Genomic DNA, 20,983 nt, shown 5'->3' with positions numbered 1-20,983 from the left:
CGTCCGGCATTTGAGGACAGCGCGCGCAGCGTGCTGCTGCCGGGGTCCGGGGCCAGGCCCCGGGAAACGGCGAAAGGGAGGGACCGGGGCACCTCTCAAGCCGTCACGCGGGCGTGACGGTCAGCGCTCCGACCCCGAGCCCACCAGTCCGCACCGCGACGGACCCATAAGGCGTCCGCAACCGCAACCACCCGCCGGCGGCGAACAGCACCAAAGGCTCCACGTCGGCGGAACCCCCCACGCCCGCGGCGGCGCGCACCCGTGAGGGACGCAAGAACCCAAGAGCCTGAGCCGCGTGCACCACCCGCAACGGCACCCCCGTCTCCCCGAGCGTCCGCGACCAGATCTCCCGCCCGATGCGATCCCGCTCGGCCCGGTTCCGCCGCTGCGCGGGCAGCGCCTCGTCGCGGGCCCGGAACTCGCCGACGGCCGCCGCGACGGCACCGCGCACCTCCTCGACGGAAGGCAGTCCGGGGACCCGGCGCCAGCCGCCGCGCGGCGGCAGCACACCAGCCCACGGCGGCCCGGTGACGGTCTCGGGAACAGAGACATCAAGCCCGCCCCCGACCGGGGAACCGGCATCGATCTCATCGGCCAGCCGCCCGGCCGACACGGTCACGTCAAGCGCGCCCTCATCGCCCAACCGAGCGGTACGGATGGCGAGCACCTCGAACGACGGCGGGCGTCCGAAGACACCGAGCACCCCGCCACCCGCCTGCAGCCGCACCGCGGCCGCCCGGTCGTAGTGGATCAGCCGGGCCAGGAAGGCGGCCAGGTCGGCGGCCTCCCGGGCGTCGGCGAACCGCAGCCGCGGCCCCCGCGAAGAGGGGGCCGGAGGCGGAACCGGGGACGCCGTCATACGGCGACGGCCCCCTCGACGGTGTCGGCGTCCGACTCCGCGGCGGTCTCGTCCCGGTACCCCGCCAGCAGCTCCCGCTCCTCCTCGGAGATCCGCCGCGGCCGCCCGGTCTCCCGGTCGATCGGCACGACGACCGTGGACGCCCGGGCGTACACCCGCTCCTCGTCCTTGATCTCGTAGGAGATGGTCAGCGAGGCGCGGGAGACGTGCGTCACCCAGCTCTCGATGACCACCGGCTCGGGCCGGTGGACGAGCGGCCGCAGGTAGTCGATCTCGTGCCGGGCCACGACCGACCCGTCCGAGAACGAGTGGTTCCCTTTGCCGAACTCGGAGCTGAAGAGGAAGTCGATCCGGGCCTCCTCCAGGTAGCGGAGGAAGACCGCGTTGTTGACATGGCCGAAGGCGTCCATGTCCGACCAACGCAGCGGGCAGGCGTAAATATGGCGCGCCATATCAGCCCCGGGTGAGCTTCTTGTAGGAGGCACGGTGCGGACGCGCGGCGTCCGGGCCGAGCCGCTCGATCTTGTTCTTCTCGTAGGACTCGAAGTTGCCCTCGAACCAGAACCACTTGGAGTCGCCCTCGTACGCCAGGATGTGGGTGGCGACGCGGTCGAGGAACCAGCGGTCGTGGGAGACGACCACGGCCGCGCCGGGGAAGTCCAGCAGCGCGTTCTCCAGCGAGGACAGGGTCTCGACGTCGAGGTCGTTGGTCGGCTCGTCGAGGAGCAGCAGGTTGCCGCCCTGCTTGAGGGTGAGCGCCAGGTTGAGGCGGTTGCGCTCACCGCCGGAGAGCACACCGGCCGGCTTCTGCTGGTCCGGGCCCTTGAAGCCGAACGCGGAGACGTAGGCGCGGGACGGCATCTCGACCTGGCCGACGTTGATGTAGTCCAGCTCGTCGGAGACGACGGCCCACAGCGTCTTCTTGGGGTCGATGTTGGCGCGGCTCTGGTCGACGTAGGAGATCTTGACGGTCTCGCCGACCTTGATCGTGCCGGAGTCCGGCTTCTCCAGGCCCTGGATCATCTTGAACAGGGTCGTCTTGCCGGCGCCGTTCGGGCCGATGACGCCGACGATGCCGTTGCGCGGCAGGGTGAAGGACAGGTCGTCGATGAGGACCTTGTCGCCGAACGCCTTGGAGAGGTTGCTGACCTCGACGACGACGGAGCCCAGACGCGGGCCCGGCGGGATCTGGATCTCCTCGAAGTCCAGCTTCCGCATCTTGTCGGCCTCGGCGGCCATCTCCTCGTAGCGGGCCAGACGCGCCTTCGACTTGGCCTGGCGGCCCTTGGCGTTGGAGCGGACCCACTCCAGCTCTTCCTTGAGCCGCTTCTGACGCTTGGCGTCCTTCTGGCCCTCGACCTTCAGACGGGCGGCCTTGTTCTCCAGGTAGGTGGAGTAGTTGCCCTCGTAGGGGTGGGCGCGGCCGCGGTCGAGCTCCAGGATCCACTCGGCGACGTTGTCGAGGAAGTACCGGTCGTGGGTGATCGCCACGACGGTGCCCGCGTACTTGGCGAGGTGCTGCTCCAGCCAGTTCACCGACTCGGCGTCGAGGTGGTTGGTGGGCTCGTCGAGAAGCAGCAGGTCGGGGGCCTCCAGCAGCAGCTTGCAGAGGGCCACGCGGCGCTTCTCACCACCGGAGAGGTTGGTCACCGGCCAGTCGCCGGGGGGGCAGCCCAGGGCGTCCATGGCCTGCTCCAGCTGGGCGTCCAGGTCCCAGGCGTTGGCGTGGTCCAACTCCTCCTGGAGCTTGCCCATCTCCTCCAGCAGCGCGTCGGAGTAGTCGGTGGCCATCAGCTCGGCGATCTCGTTGAACCGGTCGAGCTTGCCCTTGGTCTCGGCGACGCCGTCCTGGACGTTCTCCAGCACCGTCTTGGACTCGTCGAGCTCCGGCTCCTGCATGAGGATGCCGACGCTGTAGCCGGGCGACAGGAAGGCATCGCCGTTGGAGGGCTGCTCCAGGCCGGCCATGATCTTCAGCACGGTGGACTTACCGGCGCCGTTCGGGCCGACCACACCGATCTTCGCGCCGGGCAGGAAGCTCAGCGTCACGTCATCGAGGATGACCTTGTCGCCGTGCGCCTTGCGCGTCTTGCGCATGGTGTAGATGTACTCAGCCAAGAGAAACCGTCCGGCATTCGAGAAGGGCCAATGTGCGGCTCCGCCGCGTGAGGGCAGACACACCCATCTTGCCGTACCGGCGGCCCGGGGCGAAAACGCGATTCGGCACGGCCGGGGCGGTGCGCCGGCCGCCCGCGCCGGGAGACGCGGCCGGTGCCCGCCGGCGGCCGGGCCGGCGACCGGCCCCACGCCCGTCCCGGCGTCACTCGCCGGCGGCCTCCGCCGCGGCGTTCCTGCGGCGTCGCAGGAGGAACACCGTCACCCCGCCGACCGCCACCAGAGCCGCCCCGACGCCCACGGCCGTCGGCGTGGTGCCGCTGCCGCCGGTGTCCGCGAGGTCACGGTTCGCGGCGGCCCCTCCGGAGCCACCGCCACCGGACCCGCTCCGGCCGGCGCCGCCGCTCCCGCCCGACGTGCCCGGCGTGCCGGACGGGGAGGGCGGCGGGCCGGCGGCCGTCGCGTCCTTCGTCCCCAGGCCGTCCCGGCCGGCGGTGTCACCGGTCCGGCAGTCGAGCACCCCCGAGACGGTCATGGACGATCCGTCGGGCCCGTCGACGCTGATCCGGTACGCCTGGTCCTCGGCGACCTTGACCAGGACCGTCTCGGACGTGTTCGGCTTCACCGTGTGCGGCGCGCCGGCTATCCGGAAGGCGTAGGGCGCGTCGCCCCGGTTGGTGACGGTGATCTCGACGCCGCCCTTGGCGCAGTTCTTCCGGGCGGACACCGCGGGGGCGGCGCCCTTGTCCGCCCACGCGGCGACGGCGCCGGCGGTGGCGGTGCTCCGGCTGGAACCGGCCAGGATCATCGTCTGGGTGCGGACCCGGTCGCCGGTGAACACCCGGCCGACGGGGACCTGGGTGTTGGCGGTGGCCATGACCCCGGCCAGCCCGGGCCGGGCGCCGGCGGGCACCCCGAAGTAGAGCTGTCCGCCGTTGCCCAGGGTGGTGACGGGCTTGCCCGCCTTGTCGACGATGCGTATGTTCCGGGCGATCGCCTCCGCGGTGGGCGTGAGGGTGACGCTGTCCGCGGTGGTCCGTACCGTGACCGGGCCGATCCGCCCGCCGGACCGGCCGGACACGGCGACCTCGTCCAGGGAGAGGGACGCCTTCGGCTCCGCCAGGTCCTCGGCGTTCTTGTAGAGGTAGTCGGCGAGCTTCGCGGCCGCGGGGTTGTCGGCCGTGACGTCGGTGCCACCCGAGTAGCGCCAGATGGCGACCTGGGTGCCGGCCGCGGCGAGGCCGGGGTCGAGGGTGCCGGTCCCGGCCTTCTCGGCGAGCGCGGCGAGGTCGTCGACCTGGGGATAGGAGTTCTGCAGGATCCACCGGATCCGGCCCGCGTTCCGGTTGCGCTGCAGCGAGGACTCGCTCCAGCTCACCTCCCGGTACTTGGCCCCGTTGACGGTCGCCGTCTCGGCGTCGACGCAGTAGGTCTGCACCGTTCCGCCGCCGTCGACCTTCATCTCGTACAGCCCGGCCGTGACGGGGGTCGACGTGCCGCCCTTTTTGACGTGCGCTCCGGACCTGGCGGGCATCTCGCCGCCCAGCACCGCGCTGACGCCCCCCGAGTGCTGCGGTGCCTCCGCCGCCACCGCCGCGTCGGCCGCGGACGCCGCTCCGGCCGCCGACACCGCACCGGTCAGGGCGAGGGCCCAGGCCAGGACGGCCGCGGCGGAGCGCGCGGGCCACCGCCTCGTTTCAGAGCTCATGGACTTCCTTTCGGGCGCGCGCGAGCCGTCGCAGGGCCTCACGCGACACGCCGGGCAATTCGAAAGCGGCAGCCCCCGTTGGTACGTGTGGGGGATCCTACGAAGCGCCCGCGACGCGAACGCCGCACTCGCCTGCCGGGCGGACGATCCGAATCGGAATCGTTATCGGAACCAGGTGTTCAGCCCGGGTTTATCGACAAATCACCCGACCGGACGCCGCACTTCAAGGCGCACTCGGCACCAACGAGCCGCCGACTTTTCCCCCGCCCTCACGATCCGAAATCTCGTCAGGTGGCCCGTCGGCAGATGACTCGACGGCGAACGACTCGACGGAAGAAGGCCCGCCGACAGATGCCCCGCGGGCAGAAGGCCTGCCGCCAGACGACCCGACGGCCTTCGCGATCCCGGTCGGCACCACTTCCGCGCCGCCCACGACCGCGCTCATCCGCGCCGCCTCCACATCCGTGACCGCCTTCCCCATGACACCCGCCATGCGCACCGGTTCGACCGGCAGCGGCCGCGCCGGCGACACCCTGCGGAACGCCGAGGTCCCGCGCGCGAGATCGTGCCCGATCGCCACCGCGTCGATCTCCGCGGACGTCCACCGTCTCCCGTCCCGCTCCTGGGTGTTGATGCGCAACTTCCCCTGGACCACGACGGGTTCGCCGATCGTCACCGAGGCGACCACGTTGCTCGCCAGCGAGCGCCACGCCCACACCGAGTAGAAGCTCGTGTAGGCGTCGGCCCACTCCTCCCGCCCCCGGTCCCAGCGGCGCACCGTCGCGGCGAGCCGGAAGCGGGCGAGGGCCGCGCCGTTCGCGGCCTCCCGGAAGTCGGGCTGGGTCGCCACATTGCCCACGACCGTCACCAGTGTCTCGTTCATCGCGCTGTCTCCCCCGTTTCACGACAGCCGGGACCTTGCGCGCGGCACGGCGCGCCCCCCGGCACGGACGGTGAAGCCGTCCGTGACCTCATCGTGCACGCGACGGGGAAGCCTCGTCGGGGCCTGTGGACAGCGAGCGAGCGCGTGGAAGAAACCCGTCACTCACAGGAGCACACAACCGCCCCTCCACTCCCCTCCCCCACCCTTCGCCTCACCATCAAGCGTCGGCCAACGGGTTTTCCACAAGCCGGGCACGCACCACCACGCCGCCCGAAATCCCCCTCCCCTGCATCCCCCTCCCCCCGCATCACCCTTCCCCCGCGGCCACCACGTACCGCCCCCGCAACTCCCGATACCGCAGCAACTCCGCCGCCACCGGCTCCAGCACCCGTTCCCGCCCGCAGGCCGCCGCGGCGTTCCGCAGCCGGCGTTCCGTCTCCAGTCCGTACCCCCGGGCCGGCCCCCGGGCGGCCATCCGGCAGCCCCAGGACAACAGCGGCGCGCCCGCCACAGACCCCGCCGTCAGTCCGCCGGGCACCCACCAGGGCACCTCCGTGCCACCGCAGAGCGCGGCCAGCAACCACACCAGTCCGCCCAGTTGCAACAGCACCAGCATCACCTGGGCAGCCGTGGCCAGGGCCCACCACCGGGGTCGCACCAGCCGGGGCGCGCCGCCCCCGCGCGTCCGCCCGGCGCCCGTACGCCCGCCCGTACGCCGGTCGCCGGTACGTCTGCCGCCGGTGCGCCCCCCGCCCGTACCCCGGCCGGAAGCACGCCGTCCGCCCGTCCTCGTACCCTCCGCCACGCCGGCCGCGGCCCCCGCCGCCCGCCGCCCGCCCGTCCACCGGACGCCGGACGCGCCGCGGCGCACGGCGGGCAGGGAGGCCGCCGCGCCGGCCTCGTCCAGGGCCTCGGGCAGCCCCTCGGCACCGTTGACGGCGGCCTCGCGGACGGCCAGCGCCCACGGTTCCGGCAGCCCGGCGGACGCCTCGTGCACCAGGGTGCGCACCGCCTGCTCGACCAGCGGCCGGGAGGCCGTGCGCCGCTGCGGCGGTGCCACGTCCGCACCACTGCTCGCACCGGCCTCACCCGTCCGCGCTTCCCGCGCCTTCCGGTGGTGCCGCCAGACGTGCCCCCAGACCGTCCCGCAGGCCCGTTCGGCGCCACGCAGCCAGGTCCGTTCGGCACGCAGCCCGGACGCGCGGGCGCCGACGGCCTCCGCCAGCCGGTCCTCGAAGTCCAGCCGGGCCCCGTCCGTCAGGCCGGGCCGGCCCTCGGCGACGTAGACGGGGCGCAGCCGTGCCGAGGCGCCGTCGACGTCGGCGGTGAGGCGGAGTTCGGCGGCCTTCCTGCGGGTGACGAACTGGCCGAGCACTTCCCGCAGTTCGCCGACGCCCTCGCCGGTCAGCGCGGACAGGGCCAGGACCGCCGCCCCGGGCTCGCCGTGCTCGCCGAGGGCCAGGCCATCCTCGTCGAGGAGCCGTCGCAGGTCGTCCAGGACCTGGTCCGCGGCGTCCCCGGAGAGCCGGTCGAGCTGGTTGAGGACGACGAAGGTGACCTCCGCGTAGCCGGCCAGCGGGCGGAGGTAGCGCTCGTGCAGCACCGCGTCGGCGTATTTCTCCGGGTCGACCACCCAGATCACCGCGTCCACCAGCTCCAGCAGCCGGTCCACCTGCTCGCGGTGGCCGGCCGCCGCCGAGTCGTGGTCCGGGAGGTCGAGGAGGACGAGCCCGGCGAACCCGGGGTCGCGGGGGCGCGGCGGCTTGCGGCGCGCCCCCTCCGGGATCCCGAGCCGGTCCAGCAGCCCGTCCGCGCGGTCGGTCCAGGCGCACGCGACGGGCGCGGAGGTGGTGGGACGGCGCACTCCGGCCTCGGAGAGCTGGGCGCGGACGAGGGCGTTGAAGAGGGTGGACTTGCCGCTTCCGGTCGATCCGGCGATGGCCACGACCGTCAGGTCGAGGGGGTGCCGCTGCCGGACGGCGGCCTCGTCCAGCACACGTCCGGCCTGGTCGAGCGTCCCGCCGTCGAGCCTCGCCCGGGAGAGTCCGACCAGTTCGCGGAGGGCGTCGAGGCGGGTGAGGAGGGTGCCGCCGAGGACGGTGGCGACGCTCGGCACCGGGCGCGCGGGCGCCGCCACGCGCTCCCGCTGTTCCTGACGCGCCTTGTCCGGTTGCGTACGCTCCGGGCGTGCGCGGCGGGCGATGAGTCCGTCGTCCCAGGAGCGGTCGACGGCGTCGGACGCGGGCGGCCTCCCCGGTCCGCTGCGGCTGTCGGCTGAGTGCACCGCGGTCACCTTTCCTTCTGCAACACGGACAGCGCGGCGATGAGTTCGACCTGATGGTCGGGGGTGACGTCGAGGGCTTCCAGGGGGGCGGTCCGACGGTCGCGCTCGGTCTCCAGGACCCGCTCCACGCATGCGTCGAGGAGCGCGCCACCGCGTTCGCGCAACCGGAGTGCGCTCCGGGCGCCGAGCGCCTCGGCGAGCGCCTCGCTCGCGGGCTGCGCCCGCCGCCCGCCCAGCAGCGTGGCGGCCAGCAGCGCGGTCACCCGGTCCGCGTCGGGAAGACCCCCGCGCTCGGGACCGTGCGAAGGGCGGACCTGCCTGACCTGGCGCACCTCCCGCGCCCCGCGAGCCTCACGCACCTCCTCCTCCGCATGTTCCTCCAGGCAGCGGCGCCAGTAGCGCACGGCCACCCCGATCCGGGCGGCGGCGCCCTCCGCGTCCCGCGGGGCCAGTGCGGTGGCGGCGGCCGGGTCGCCGGCGCAGGCGGTGGCGATCTCCTCGTCGGCGGCATCGACGGCACAGGTCAAGAGGGCGATGAAGGCGTTGGTGAGAGCGGTCAGCAGCTCGTCGGAGGTGCTGTCGCGCGGGTGGCCGCGCCAGTGCGTCAGCGCGTCGCCGGCCAGCGCCTCGCCGCCGGCCGCGTCCCGCCGGACCCGGTCCGCGGCCCGGGCGTACGCGTCCTCGACCCGCTGGAGCAGCCGCACCGCCGCCGAGTGCTGCCCGGCCGCGGCCCCGGCCAGCCCCGGCAGCCGCGAACCGAGCGACGCCAGCACACCGTTCGCGGTACGGGCCCGGGCCACCGTCCGCGAGGCGGGGTCCTGGGCCCGCTGGATCAGCCAGGCCCGCAGCCCCGCCACGGCCGTGACCGGCAGCAGCCCGCTCCCGCCGGCCACCGACTCGGGCAGCTCGGGAATGGTGAACCGGGGGACGTCCCCCAGCCCCGCCGCCTCCAGCAGCGCCCCGAACTGCCGCGCCACCTCCCCCGTCACCTGGTGCGGCACCCGGTCCACCACGGTGGCCAGCGTGACGTCGTACTCCTTCGCCGCCCGCAGCAGATGCCACGGCACCGCGTCCGCGTACCGGGTGGCCGTGGTGACCAGCACCCACACGTCCGCCGCGCAGATCAGCTGCGCGGCCAGCTCCCGGTTGCGCTCCACGAGGGAGTCGATGTCGGGCGCGTCCAGCAGCGCCAGCCCGCGGGGCAGCGCCCGGTCGGTCTCCAGCCGCAGCCCGGGCCGGTCGTCGTCCTCGTCACCCGTAGGGGTCACCTCTACGGGGACGTCCTCCAGCAGTCCGTCCCGCGCGGGCACCCGGACCCTCCGCAGCGCGGGCAGCACCCGCGGCCCGGCGAACCAGTGGTGATCGTCCGGATTGCAGACGAGCACCGGCACCCGCGTCGTCGGCCGCAGCACCCCCGCCTCCGTCACCCGCCGCCCCACCAGCGAGTTCACCAGCGTGGACTTCCCCGCCCCGGTGGATCCCCCGACCACCGCCAGCAACGGCGCTTCAGGGGCGCACAACCGGGGCACGAGGTAGTCGTCAAGCTGCGCCAGAAGCTCGGCACGGTTGCGACGGGCGCGAACGGCGCCGGGAAGGGTGAGCGGAAACCGAGCGGCCTCGACGCGGTCCCGCAGTGCGGACAGCGCGTCGATCAGCCGGGGCCGTACGTCCAAGGTCGCCACATGTGCAGAATGCCCAATTCTGAGGTGTTTTTGAAGCGTATAGACCATGCCGCGCGGGGCGTGGCGAGTGGGGCCCGGGCATAACGAGTACACAACACCCGCCGCAGGAGGTGTCAAAAACGGTGCACGATTCGCACTCGCCTGCGATTATCAGGACCGCTTCACCGAACCTCCACATCGTGTCACGGAGGTGAAGCAACCGGGACGAGGTACGCGGAGCCCTATCCTTGTCCCCGGCAAGGTCACGGCACCACCGAGCCCGGGGCTTCAGCCGTCCGCGACACCGCCGTACCACACCGGCCCCCGTAGCTCAGTGGATAGAGCAGGCGCCTTCTAAGCGCTTGGCCGCAGGTTCGAGTCCTGCCGGGGGCGCACGGTCAGACCCTCCCCTTGGGAGGGTCTTTTTGCTGGTCAGGGCGGGGGCGGTGGAGGTGGGGGGCGCTGCTGTCGGTGATCTGTGTCCGAACCGACGCGGACGACGGCCGCACGGAGGGCGGTCGCGGGCGCATACTGGGGGCAATGACAAAGCCTGCTGCATTGAAGCGTCATCTGCCCACCAGCCCCTTCGCGGCCAAGGTCACGCCGGCTCCCAAGGACTTCGCCGTGGGCGACCAGGTCACGCACGACATGTACGGACTCGGCCGCGTGACCGGCGTCGAGGACGGGATCGCGGTGCTCGTGGATTTCGGCTCTACGGAAGAGCGGATCCTGAGCCCGTACGCCAAGATGACCAAACTCTAGGACCTCTGTGCCGTGTTGCGGCACGCCGGCCCTTCGCCGGGCCGGCAACGTAAAGGGAGACCTCTCATCGACTCGACCTCACTGTTCTCCGCCCCGGAAGGGGCACCCCGCCGCTCGGCTCTCGAACTGCCGCCTCCGACGACGAACCCCTTCCAGGCCCCGGACTTCGGGGAGGACGAGGCCATCGCGTCCGAGGACCCGGTCGCGAGTACGTCCCTCTGACGTTGCGCCCCTTCTTTAAACAGGAGGGGCATTTTTCTGTCGCCTGGTCGGGCTGGTCGGGCCCGGCCAGGCCCAGTCGGGCCGGTTACTCCGGCAGCGCCTCCGTCTCCGCAGGGCGTCGTCCCGGCTGCCCATCAGGAAGCGCAGGACCGCCTGGAGTTCCGGCGGCGAGAAGTCGGACGCGAGGGCGCGGCTGCGGGTGTCGAGGTCCTTGCACTAGGCGGCGATGCGCTGGGGCCCTCCCCCGCGCAGTCGCAGTGGCCGCCGGCCGGTACACGCCGGCGTTCACGCTCGGCATCGTCACCGGGGCGCGCCTCGGCGATCTGTACGGGTACCGGCGGATGTCCCTCGTCGGTGTCGCCGGGTTCACCCTGGCCTCCGGGCTGTGCGCCGCCGCGCCCGGCGCCGGGGCGCTGGTGGCGGCCCCTGTGGTCCAGGGCGTCTTCGCCGCAGCGATGGTGCCGCAGGTGCTGTCGCAGATCCAGCTGACGTACGCGCCCTACGAGCGCGGCGGCGCGCCGGCCGCCTCCTCCTCGCTCAACGGCCTCGCCTCCGCCGTCGGCCCGATCCTCGGCGGCGCCGCTCTGCTGGAGGCCGATCCGTTCGGGCAGGGCCGGCGCGCGGTGTTCTGGCTCGATGTCCCGGTGGGCGTCGTGGCGCTCGTCGGCGCCTCCCGGGCGCTGCCCGAAGGCCGCGCCGGGACCGGGGCCCGGCTGGATCCGCTGGGCATGCTCCTCTCCGGCGCCGTGCTCGTCCTGCTGCTGTACCCGCTGATCGCCGGAAGCTTCGCCGTCCGCGCCCCCCACCCCGGCGGGCGCGCCCACAGCTACGGCTTCACCGCCACCATGGGAGCCGGCCTCGGCCTCATCGCCCTCCGCTTCGCCGTCAGCTTCCTGCTGCCCCGGAGATCCGCGCCCCGGTCCTGGTGATCCAGGTTCGAACGAAGCCTCCCGTCCCGGGCTTCCGGTGGGGCGGGAGGCTTCGGCGTCAGACCAGGCCAGGCCGGCTCGTCAGCTCGTCTACGGCAGCAGCGCCGCCCGCTGCTTGAGCGGTTCCCACCAGGCGCGGTTGTCCCGGTACCAGGCGACCGTCTCCGCCAGCGCCTCCTCGAAGCCGCGGACCGGCCGGTACCCCAGCTCGTCGCGGATCTTGCTCCAGTCGAGCGAGTAGCGGCGGTCGTGGGCCTTGCGGTCCTCGACGTGCCGGACGAGCGACGGCTTCGCACCGACCGCCTCCACCAGCATGTCGGTGAGCTCGCGGTTGGTCAGTTCGGCGCCACCGCCGATGTGGTAGATCTCGCCGGCCCGGCCACGGGTGCGGACGAGTTCGATGCCGCGGATGTGGTCGTCGATGTGCAGCCAGTCGCGGACGTTGCGCCCGTCCCCGTAGAGCGGCACCTCCAGGCCGTCCATCAGATTGGTGACGAACAGCGGTATCAGCTTCTCGGGGAAGTGGTGGTGGCCGTAGTTGTTGGAGCAGCGGGTGACGCGTACGTCGAGGTCGTGGGTGCGGTGGCAGGCGAGGGCGAACAGGTCGCCGGCCGCCTTGGCCGCCGCGTAGGGGGAGTTGGGGGACAGCGGCGCGTCCTCGGTCCAGGAGCCGTGGTCGATGGAGCCGTAGACCTCGTCGGTCGAAATGTGCACGAAGACCCGGACACCGTTGTGCAGCGCCGCGTCGAGGAGTCTCTGTGTGCCCAGCACATTGGTACGGACGAAGGCGTCCGCCTCCCGTACGGAACGGTCGACGTGGGACTCGGCCGCGAAGTGGACGATCTGGTCGTGTTCGGCGGCCAGCCGGTCGACCAGCTCGGTGTCACAGATGTCGCCCTGGACGAAGCGGAAGCGGTCGGAGTGACGTACGGCGTCGAGGTTGGCCGGGACGCCGGCGTAGGTGAGCTTGTCGAGGACGGTGAGGTACGGGCGCTCCGGTCCGTCCCCGGCCAGAAGGGTGCGGACGTAGTGGGAACCGATGAACCCGGCGCCGCCGGTGACGAGGATCCTGGGAACGGCGGCGGTCTCCTGCGCGGCGGTGCGCGTCTCCGTGGTGCGCGTCTCAGTGCTCATGGGGACAGCTCTACCGTGCCGTGATCGCCCAGTACCAGGCGGTGGGCGGACGCAGATTCGGGGCCAGGGCCTCCGGATCGCGGCGGTGATCTTCCGTTCGATGTGCCGGGAGGGGTGCGCACAGCGGCCGGAGGGAAAAGCGCGGCACGCTTGACGAAGCACGGAATTCATGTCCTCGGAATTTCCCGCCGGAACGATTTGACACTGCGGGAAAATGCGCTCTCATAATGCCTCCGCAGAAATTCCGGCCGAAAAAGGGCGGATGGCCGGATTTCGCCGGACGCCGCCCTCGCCGGGGCCCTGGATGCCGCATTGCCCAGTCGGCTCAGGATGGAGCCGGTCGCAGGACATTCCGTCCGGCCACCCCGGGGGCGCCCATCCGATACACGCGCGAACGCACGGGGAACAACCGTCGAAATACGGCCTCGACCAGCCTCATGTGAAATTCCCGCATTACCTGGTTATGCTGTCCGCTTCCTGAAGTCCGTATTACCGAACAGATGGGACCGCTGTATGGGCACGCCGGAGTTTCCCGGCCGCTTGCAGGCGACGTTCGTTCCGGATCCCGACGTGCCGGGAAACGGAGTCGTGGCCTTCTGGGGCACCCCCGAACCCGCGGTGGAGGCGGCGGCCCTGGGCCTGCCGGCCGGCGCCGCCGACACCATGGGCACCCGGCTCCCCGCTTCCCCCACTCCCCCCACGCTTCCCACCCTTCTGCCGCACGGCGGCTCCCTGGTGGACGTGGACGTCCCCGCGCTGCTGGTCCCGGTCCGCGAGGCGGTCGGCTCGCTGGCCGCCCTGACCGCAGCCGGAACCGGAACCGGAACCCACGTCGTCGCAGGCTCCGGAGACGACGCGCCGGAAGCCCCCGCCGCCGACCGCCCCTGGAGCCACTCCGTCCACGCCTGGGCCGTCGCCGCCCGCCTCGCCCTGGAGCACGTCACCGCCGGTCACCTCGTCCCCGTCCTGCGCGAGGCCGGCGAGGGCCGGGTCCGCGCCCACTGGCGGGCGGCGACCAACGGCGACCCCCGGCTGGCGGCCCTCGCCGCGGCACTGCCCGCCGCCGCCCACGCCCTGCGCGTCCCGACGCCGGACGCCACCACCCCGACGCCGTACGCCACCTCCACACCGGGCATCCCTCCCATACCGGACACCGCCTCCGCCCCGCAGATCACTTCCGCACCGAACGGCACCTCCACACCGGACGCCACCGACACGCCCCCCGCCCCCACGCGGGTCTGGTCCCCGCTCGCCCTTCTCACCGCCTTCTGTGACGCCGTCGCCGACACCTGCGCCCGCACCGGCGACGCCCCGACCACCACCCCACCCTCCTGGGTGGCCACCCTCACCACCTTCCCCAACTCCCCCGAAATCCCCGCCCCCACCGCCCCCACCCCCGGCCGACTCGCCGAATGGGCCCTGACCGGTGACGGCGAGCGGGCCGCCGTCCGGCTCCACCTCCGCCTCGGCACGCCCGCCGGGCCGGACGCGCTCTGGCCGCTGACCTTCCACCTGGAGGCGGTGGACGAATCGGGCACCCTCGTCTCCGCCCACCGCGTCTGGGACACCGACTCGGGCACCCTCTCCCTCGGCGACCGGCTCCTGGATGATCCACAGGAGGCGCTGACCGAGGGGCTGGGCCGCGCGGCCCGCGTCTTCCGGCCCCTCACCGCCTGTCTGGAGGAGAACCGGCCCACCCGGGCCCTGCTCAACCCCTTCCAGGCAGCCGAGTTGTTCGGCGACACCGCGACGGCCCTGCACACCGCCGGCATCGGACTCACCCTTCCGGACGAGCTGGACGGCGAGGACGGCCACGAACTCGGACCCCGCCTCCGCGTCGGCACCCGCCGGACCGCCCGCAAAAACACGGCCCAAACGACCGGCGCGACCGGCACAACCCGCGCACCCCACCCCCGTACCGTCACCTACCGCTGGGAAGCCGTCGTCGGCGACGAAGCGGCGACCCCCGACGAGGTCGCCCTCCTCGCCTCCCGCGGCGAGCCCCTCGCCCCCTGGCGGAACACCTGGATCCGGCTCGACCCCGACCGGATCGACGAACTGGCGGGGCTCGTCGGCACATCGGGGCGGCTCTCGACCGCCGAGGCGCTGGCCATCGCGCTGTGCGGCCGCCACCGCACCGAGGAGTTCGGCGATGTGCCGGCCGTCGCAGACGGCTCGGTCGCCGACCTCGTCGGGCGGCTGCGCGAGGCGGGCGGGCGCACCGAGCCCGACCTCACCGGCGTGCACGCCGACCTCCGCGACTACCAGCGGCGCGGCGTCGCCTGGCTGCGGTCCCTCACCGACCTGGGCTTCGGCGCGCTGCTCGCCGACGACATGGGCCTCGGCAAGACCCTCCAGACCATCGCGCTGCTCGCCGGCCGCGCCGGCGACCGGCCCCGGCTCGTCGTCTGCCCGACGTCCGTCGTGAGCAACTGGGAGCGCGAACTGGCCCGGTTCGCACCGGGCTTGCCCGTCATCCGTCATCACGGTGCCCGGCGGGCCACCACCCCCGACGCCTTCACCCCGGGCGCGGTCGTCGTCACCAGCTACGCCCTGCTGCGGCTGGACGCCGACCTGCTCGCCTCCGTCGACTGGGACCTCGTCGTCCTGGACGAGGCGCAGCAGATCAAGAACCACACCGCGCAGACGGCCCGCGCGGCCCTGCGCCTGGACGCCCGGGCCCGGGTCGCGCTGACCGGAACCCCGGTCGAGAACCGGCTGTCGGAGCTGTGGTCCATCGCGCACTTCGCCAACCCCGGGCTGCTCGGCTCGCACCGGCGGTTCAAGGAGCAGTTCGCCGGGCCGATCGAGCGCGACGGCGACCGGGAGGCGGCCGAGCGGCTGCGCGCCGTCGTCTCGCCGTTCGTGCTGCGGCGGATGAAGAGCGCGGTGGTGGACGAGCTGCCGGCCAAGATGGAGTCCACGGTCCCCTGCGACCTCACCGCCGAGCAGGCCCGGCTCTACCGGGCCGCCGTCGCGGACGCGCTCGACGGCGACGACGGGCTCGGCACCGGCATCCGGCGGCAGGGCAACGTGCTGCGGCTGCTCACCCACCTCAAGCAGATCTGCAACCACCCGGCCCAGTACCTGGGCGAGAACCCGGCGTCCGCGAACGCACTGGCGGGCCGGTCCGGGAAGCTGATGCGGGCGACCGAGATGCTGGGCGAGGCCGTCGCGGCGGGCGACCGGGCCCTCGTCTTCACCCAGTACCGCGTCATGGGCGAGCTGCTGGCCCGCCACCTCGCCGCCGAACTAGGCCTGGACGACGTACCGTTCCTGCACGGCGGCACCCCGGCCGAGCGGCGCGACGCGATGGTGGACGCGTTCCAGCACGGCGACGCGGCGTCCCCGCTGCTCGTCATCAGCCTCAAGGCGGGCGGCTTCGGCCTCAACCTCACCCGTGCCTCGCACGTCCTGCACTACGACCGCTGGTGGAACCCCGCCGTCGAGGACCAGGCCACCGACCGCGCCCACCGCATCGGCCAGACGAAGACCGTGCACGTGCACAAACTGGTCACCGCCGACACCTTCGAGGAACGCATCGACGCGCTCCTGGAGAGCAAGCGCTCCCTCGCGGATGCCGTCGTCGGTACGAGCGAGACCTGGCTGGCCGAGCTCGACGACGACGCCCTGCGCGCCCTCGTCCGCCTCGCCGGCTCGGAGGAGTCCACGAGCGCGGGCGGCCCGACCCCCTCGGCAGCCACAGGAGAGACGGCATGAGCACCGCGACCCGCCGCACCGCACCCGCCCGCGAGAAGCGGAACGCCCGCGAGAAGCCGGCCGCCCCGGGCGGCACCTGGTGGAGCAGGCGCTGGATCCGCGCCCTGGAGTCGCTGGGCGCCACCTACCCCAACCCCCGCCTCCCGCGCGGCCGTACGCTGGCCCGCCAGGGCGCGGTCCAGGGCCTGACGGTCCGCCCGGGCGAGGTCACCGCCCGGGTGGAACTGGCCAGGACCAGTTGCCGGGTGACGCTGCGGCTCCCGGTCCTCGACGACGCCGAGTGGTCGGCCGGCGTCCGGGTGCTGGCCGGCCAGCTCCGACAGGCGGCGTCCCTGCTCGAAGGCCGGATGCCGGAGGACATCGACGCCACCTTCGGCAAGGCCGGGATCGCCCTCTTCCCCCGGCGCGGCGAGCTCTCCTGCCACTGTGACTGCCGGGACGGCGGTGACCCGTGTTCCCACGGTGCCGCCGTCCACTACGCCTTCGCCGACGCCCTCCAGGACAACCCCTTCCTGCTGCCCGCCCTGCGCGGGCGCAGCAGGGAGAGGCTGCTGACCGCGCTGCGGGCCACCCGGTCCGGCGGCGCCGCCGACGCGTCCGCCGCCCCGGAGACCGTCGCCGTCGCCGAACTGGCCGCCACCGATGCCTACTTCACCGGCGGCGATCTCACCGCCGTCCCCCTGCACCCCCAGCCGCCCGCCGACCCCGCCCGCAGGCTGCGCCGGCTGGGGCCGCCGCCGGGCTGCTCACCGGCCGACGCCGAGCTGCTGGCCGGCGCGGTGGAACGGGCCGCGGCCCACGCGTGGCGCATGGCCGGAGGGAGCGCCTGAGCGGACGGAACCCCGGCCTCACTTCTCCTTGAGCTTGAGGTACCGCAGGACCTCCTTGTACAGCTTGTCGCCGTCGGCCCGCGCCTTGCCCTTCTCCGGCATCGTCACCTCCAGGTACCAGGCGGTGTCCTTCGCCTTGTTGACGATGACGCGGGTGCGGCGGACGGCCTTGGGGTCGTTGTCGCCGGAGCCGGACTTCCGGTAGACGGTCGTCATCTCCACCGACTCGCGGCCGTCGAAGGAGGGCGCGGAGCCGACCGAGACCCGGGCGTCGGCGACCTCGGAGATGTCGCCCTTCTCCAGTCTCGTCTTCCGCTTGGCGGCCTGGAAACGGGCCGAGTCGACCTGCTTCTCCTTGTCGGACGCGTCGGAGGAGCCGGGGGGCGGGTCGTTGTGGGTGAACAGGGAGATCCGGTAGACCCCGCCGGGGTCGTTGAAGAGCACCAGGTGCTCGTCGGGCTTGATCTCCTTGACGTAGTCCTCCGGCACCGCCAGCGACGCCTTGACGATCTCCGGCTCGTCGACGACCTTCCAGTGCAGCGGCGTCGCCGGACCGTAGCCGAACGGGTTGATGGCGAACAGCGCCACGGCCGCCCCCACCACCACGACCCCGACGCCCAACGACCACTGCGTCTTCCGCTTGTGGTGCAGCACCGGCGGGATCCACCGGCTGCCGGTCGCCGCCGGCGTCGGCGCCGCCGCCGCGGTCGCCACGGGGGCCGGCCGCGCGACCTCTTCCAGGGCCGCGCGCACCTCGGACGTCGTCGGCCGGGCGGACGGCTCCTTCCGCAGCAGGCGCATCACGATGTCGGTGAAGACGGCCGGGCCCCGGGTCGGGCGCGGCGGTTCCGCGGAGAGCACGGCCTGCATCGTCGCCTGCGTGTTGGAGCGGCGGAACGGGGACATGCCCTCGACGGCCGCGTACAGCACGACGCCCAGCGACCACAGGTCGGACGCGGGCCCGGGCCGCTGCCCCAACGCCCGTTCCGGCGCGACGAACTCGGGCGAGCCGATGAAGCCGCCGGTCTCGGTGAGGCCCTGCTCGCCCTCGATCTGCGCGATGCCGAAGTCGGTGAGCACGACCCGGTCGTGCCGCCCGAGCAGGACGTTGTCCGGCTTGACGTCCCGGTGCAGCACCCCCGCCTCATGCGCCGCCTCCAGCGCGCCCAGCACGGCGAGGCCGACGCGGGCGGCCTCGCGGGCGTCCAGGGTCCCCTCGCTCAGCCGGCCGCCCAGCGACTGCCCCTTGACCAGTTCCATGACGATCCAGGGGCGGCCCTCCTCCACCACCACATCGTGCACGGCGACGACGGAGGGGTGCGCGACGCGGGCCGCGGCACGGGCCTCGCGCTGCATCCGCAGGTGGATGGTCTGCCGCATGGACTCCGGCAGGTGGTCCGGGACGCGCGGCTCCTTGACGGCGACCTCGCGGTCCACGACCTCGTCGTGCGCCCGCCACACCGTTCCCATGCCGCCGTGGCCCAGCCGCGACCGGAGCAGGTACCGGCCGCCCACCCGGCGGCCGGCGCCCGGCTCCCCCACGGCCGTCCCCGGACCCACGGCCGTCCCCGGGCCCATCACCGGCCCCGGCCCAGCGGCCGCCCCCGGACCCGCCGCCATCCCCGGCCCCCCGACCGGTCCCGTCCCGCCGGGTGCCACGTCGGCGGCCGCGCCGGGCGCGACGGCCATCGCGGCCGGGTCCTGGGTCACCGGCGGCGCCGCCGGGTCCGCGTACGGGTTCGGCCAGGCCGGGGCCGGCGGCCGCAGGTCGTAACTGGTGGGCTGCTGCGCCCTTCCCCCGTCGTTGGTCATGCCCCCATCATCGGCCACGCGCGCCGGGCCCCGTAATCGCCTGTGTTTTACCCCCCGGCACCCTCTCGGGGGCACCCCCGCCCTCCCCGGCGCACCCTCACCGTCCTCCCTCCGCCCGGGGACCACGCGCCCCCGAGCCCCGCGCCCCACCCGCCCCTACCGTCCCGAACAGGGGTTCCGCCCGGCCGGACCGCCGTATTAGCGTGAGGGGCCGGGCGCGGGACGCGGGCCTGGAACGACGGAACGGCCGCCACCGGCCGGAAGCCGGCGAGCAGTTCACGAGCGCGACGGAACACACGAGTACAACGGACCGACGGAACGACGGAAAAAACCGCAAAGGACCCAGCCGTGCCCCACCCGCAAGCCGTGCCTCCCCCGCAACCCGTGCCCCATCCGGCCGGAAGACTGCTCGCCGTCAGCGACCTCCACATCGCCCACGCCGAGAACCGCGCCCTCACCGAGACCCTGCGTCCCACCCACGACGACGACTGGCTGATCGTCGCCGGCGACGTCGCCGAGCGGTACGACGACGTCGAGTGGGCGCTGCGGCTGCTCGCCGGCCGCTTCGCCAAGGTGATCTGGGCACCCGGCAACCACGAGCTGTGGACCCCGCCCAAGGACCCCTGCGACCTGCGCGGCGAGAAGCGCTACCTGCGCCTGGTGGAGCTCTGCCGCGAACTCGGCGTCGCCACGCCCGAGGACCCCTACCCGGTGTGGGAGGGCGACGGCGGCCCGGTGGCCGTCGCGCCGCTGTTCACCCTCTACGACTACACCTTCCGCGTGCCCGGCGCCGCCACCAAGGAGGAGTCGCTGCGCCGGGCCTACGAGGCGGGCGTCGTCTGCACCGACGAGCACTTCCTGCACCCCGACCCGTACGCCACCCGCGACGACTGGTGCCGGGCGCGCGTCGCCTATACCGAGCGCCGGCTGGCGGAGCTCGACCCGGGCATGCGGACGGTCCTCGTCAGCCACTGGCCGCTGGTCCGCGAACCCACCCGGATCCTGCGCTACCCGGACTTCGCCCAGTGGTGCGGCACCGAGCTCACCGCCGACTGGCACGTCCGCTTCCGGGCCGCCGCCGCGGTCTACGGGCACCTGCACATCCCGCGCGTGACCCGGTACGACGGCGTCCGCTTCGAGGAGGTGTCGGTCGGCTACCCGCGCGAATGGCGGCCCCGGCCGCCCCGCGAGCCGCTCCGGCAGATCCTGCCCCAGCCCGTGGACGAGCCGGGAGCCGTCTGGTGATCGCCGCACTTCTGCCCTCCTGGGCCGTCACCGAACACGCCTTCACCGACGCCCCGGACGACCCGGTGAGCCTCCTCTTCCCCGAGGAGGCCGCCCATGTCGCCCGCGCCGTCCCCAAGCGCTTGCACGAGTTCGCCACCGTCCGGGTGTGCGCCCGCGCCGCCCTCGGCCGGCTGGGCCTCCCGCCCGGTCCGCTGCTGCCCGGCAAGCGGGGCGCGCCGGCCTGGCCGGACGGGGTGGTCGGGAGCATGACGCACTGTCAGGGCTTCCGGGGCGCCGCGGTCGCGCGGGCCGCCGACGCCGCGTCGCTCGGGATAGACGCCGAGCCGAACGGGCCGCTCCCGGACGGCGTCCTCGGCATGGTCTCGCTGCCGTCCGAGCGCGAGTGGCTCGCCGGCCTGGCGGCCCGCCGGCCGGACGTGCACTGGGAACGGCTGCTGTTCAGCGCCAAGGAGAGCGTCTTCAAGGCGTGGTACCCGCTGACCGGCCTGGAGCTGGACTTCGACGAGGCCGAGCTGGCCGTCGATCCGGACGCCGGGACGTTCACGGCCCGGCTGCTGGTGCCGGGACCGGTGGTCGGCGGCCGCCGGCTGGACGGCTTCGAGGGGCGCTGGGCGGCGGGCGAGGGCCTCGTCGTCACGGCCATCGCCGTCCCGGCACCGGCCGGTGCCGCGGCGGGAGGGACCACAGAGGAAAGCAGGGACGACCGGACCACCGTCCCCTAAAACAGCGTGGCGCCCGCCGACCGTGTCGGGGGCGCCACGAACGGGCGCCGGCCCCGCGGGCCCTCCGCCGTGCGGAGCGGAGACCCGGCGCGGA

General features: G+C 73.5%; 15 protein-coding genes and 1 tRNA gene. 7 read left to right on the top strand and 9 right to left on the bottom strand.

Going from position 1 to position 20,983, the window contains the following annotated elements:
- Positions 1-103: 103 nt before the first annotated feature.
- From ACH4PU_RS29570 to ACH4PU_RS29540, 7 genes are all read right to left on the bottom strand, one after another.
- A complete protein-coding gene (locus ACH4PU_RS29570; protein WP_398278590.1) occupies positions 104-859 on the bottom strand; it encodes a hypothetical protein in 756 nt (251 codons plus the stop codon).
- Positions 856-1,311 carry an acyl-CoA thioesterase gene (locus ACH4PU_RS29565; protein ID WP_398278587.1) on the bottom strand — a complete coding sequence of 152 codons (456 nt, stop codon included), beginning with the start codon at positions 1,309-1,311 and terminating at the stop codon, positions 856-858. Before ACH4PU_RS29565 ends, ACH4PU_RS29570 begins: the two co-directional genes overlap by 4 nt.
- A 1-nt stretch (position 1,312) precedes the next feature.
- A complete protein-coding gene (gene ettA, locus ACH4PU_RS29560) occupies positions 1,313-2,977 on the bottom strand; it encodes an energy-dependent translational throttle protein EttA (RefSeq protein WP_185944918.1) in 1,665 nt (554 codons plus the stop codon).
- 202 nt (positions 2,978-3,179) lie between these two features.
- Positions 3,180-4,682, bottom strand: a complete 1,503-nt coding sequence (locus tag ACH4PU_RS29555) for a Cys-Gln thioester bond-forming surface protein (RefSeq protein WP_398278583.1) — start codon at positions 4,680-4,682, stop codon at positions 3,180-3,182.
- A 223-nt stretch (positions 4,683-4,905) separates the two neighbouring features.
- A complete protein-coding gene (locus tag ACH4PU_RS29550) occupies positions 4,906-5,565 on the bottom strand; it encodes a single-stranded DNA-binding protein (protein WP_398278580.1) in 660 nt (219 codons plus the stop codon).
- Positions 5,566-5,872: 307 nt separating this feature from the next.
- Entirely contained in the window at positions 5,873-7,858 is a 1,986-nt protein-coding gene (locus tag ACH4PU_RS29545) for a GTPase (protein ID WP_398278577.1), read from the bottom strand.
- On the bottom strand, positions 7,855-9,522 hold the full coding sequence (locus ACH4PU_RS29540; protein WP_398278725.1) for a dynamin family protein: 1,668 nt from the start codon (positions 9,520-9,522) through the stop codon (positions 7,855-7,857). Before ACH4PU_RS29540 ends, ACH4PU_RS29545 begins: the two co-directional genes overlap by 4 nt.
- Before the next feature lie 308 nt (positions 9,523-9,830).
- Between ACH4PU_RS29540 and ACH4PU_RS29535 the strand changes: the two genes are divergently transcribed.
- From ACH4PU_RS29535 to ACH4PU_RS29525, 3 genes are all read left to right on the top strand, one after another.
- Positions 9,831-9,903: transfer RNA gene (locus ACH4PU_RS29535), tRNA-Arg, on the top strand.
- A 147-nt stretch (positions 9,904-10,050) separates the two neighbouring features.
- Positions 10,051-10,272 (top strand): CarD family transcriptional regulator, encoded by a 222-nt coding sequence (locus ACH4PU_RS29530; RefSeq protein WP_224347147.1) that lies wholly within the window; start codon positions 10,051-10,053, stop codon positions 10,270-10,272.
- Positions 10,273-10,751: 479 nt separating this feature from the next.
- The gene (locus ACH4PU_RS29525; protein WP_398278572.1) at positions 10,752-11,423 is read left to right on the top strand and encodes an MFS transporter; all 672 of its coding nucleotides are present in this window, start codon (positions 10,752-10,754) and stop codon (positions 11,421-11,423) included.
- A 90-nt stretch (positions 11,424-11,513) separates the two neighbouring features.
- On the opposite strand, the gene rfbB is transcribed toward ACH4PU_RS29525, so the two are convergent.
- Positions 11,514-12,557 (bottom strand): dTDP-glucose 4,6-dehydratase, encoded by a 1,044-nt coding sequence (gene rfbB, locus ACH4PU_RS29520; RefSeq protein ID WP_398278569.1) that lies wholly within the window; start codon positions 12,555-12,557, stop codon positions 11,514-11,516.
- A gap of 570 nt (positions 12,558-13,127) precedes the next feature.
- Between rfbB and ACH4PU_RS29515 the strand changes: the two genes are divergently transcribed.
- Both ACH4PU_RS29515 and ACH4PU_RS29510 read left to right on the top strand, forming a co-directional pair.
- A complete protein-coding gene (locus ACH4PU_RS29515; protein ID WP_398278566.1) occupies positions 13,128-16,277 on the top strand; it encodes a DEAD/DEAH box helicase in 3,150 nt (1,049 codons plus the stop codon).
- Complete coding sequence (locus ACH4PU_RS29510) at positions 16,274-17,107, top strand: SWIM zinc finger family protein (protein ID WP_398278563.1); 834 nt, start codon at positions 16,274-16,276, stop codon at positions 17,105-17,107. Before ACH4PU_RS29515 ends, ACH4PU_RS29510 begins: the two co-directional genes overlap by 4 nt.
- An 18-nt stretch (positions 17,108-17,125) precedes the next feature.
- Here ACH4PU_RS29510 and ACH4PU_RS29505 read toward each other — a convergent pair whose 3' ends face one another.
- Positions 17,126-18,919: a serine/threonine-protein kinase gene (locus tag ACH4PU_RS29505; RefSeq protein ID WP_398278560.1), complete on the bottom strand. Its 1,794-nt coding sequence runs from the start codon at positions 18,917-18,919 to the stop codon at positions 17,126-17,128.
- Positions 18,920-19,267: 348 nt separating this feature from the next.
- Here ACH4PU_RS29505 and ACH4PU_RS29500 point away from each other — a divergent pair, with 348 nt between their 5' ends.
- Positions 19,268-20,164: a metallophosphoesterase family protein gene (locus ACH4PU_RS29500; protein WP_398278558.1), complete on the top strand. Its 897-nt coding sequence runs from the start codon at positions 19,268-19,270 to the stop codon at positions 20,162-20,164.
- The gene (locus ACH4PU_RS29495) at positions 20,161-20,889 is read left to right on the top strand and encodes a 4'-phosphopantetheinyl transferase (protein ID WP_398278555.1); all 729 of its coding nucleotides are present in this window, start codon (positions 20,161-20,163) and stop codon (positions 20,887-20,889) included. Before ACH4PU_RS29500 ends, ACH4PU_RS29495 begins: the two co-directional genes overlap by 4 nt.
- Positions 20,890-20,983: the final 94 nt, after the last annotated feature.

It is taken from the genome of Streptomyces sp. NPDC021100 (assembly GCF_044333095.1).
Classification (GTDB): domain Bacteria; phylum Actinomycetota; class Actinomycetes; order Streptomycetales; family Streptomycetaceae; genus Streptomyces.
This window is presented reverse-complemented; position numbering and strand designations above follow the sequence as displayed.

Bases quoted from the DNA above. Each gene is read 5' to 3' on its own strand.
- ACH4PU_RS29555 (WP_398278583.1), bottom strand. From the start codon at position 4,682: ATGAGCTCTGAAACGAGGCGGTGGCCCGCGCGCTCCGCCGCGGCCGTC.
- ACH4PU_RS29530 (WP_224347147.1), top strand. From the start codon at position 10,051: ATGACAAAGCCTGCTGCATTGAAGCGTCATCTGCCCACCAGCCCCTTC.
- ACH4PU_RS29550 (WP_398278580.1), bottom strand. From the start codon at position 5,565: ATGAACGAGACACTGGTGACGGTCGTGGGCAATGTGGCGACCCAGCCC.
- ACH4PU_RS29510 (WP_398278563.1), top strand. From the start codon at position 16,274: ATGAGCACCGCGACCCGCCGCACCGCACCCGCCCGCGAGAAGCGGAAC.
- ACH4PU_RS29570 (WP_398278590.1), bottom strand. From the start codon at position 859: ATGACGGCGTCCCCGGTTCCGCCTCCGGCCCCCTCTTCGCGGGGGCCG.
- ACH4PU_RS29565 (WP_398278587.1), bottom strand. From the start codon at position 1,311: ATGGCGCGCCATATTTACGCCTGCCCGCTGCGTTGGTCGGACATGGAC.
- ACH4PU_RS29505 (WP_398278560.1), bottom strand. From the start codon at position 18,919: ATGACCAACGACGGGGGAAGGGCGCAGCAGCCCACCAGTTACGACCTG.
- rfbB (WP_398278569.1), bottom strand. From the start codon at position 12,557: ATGAGCACTGAGACGCGCACCACGGAGACGCGCACCGCCGCGCAGGAG.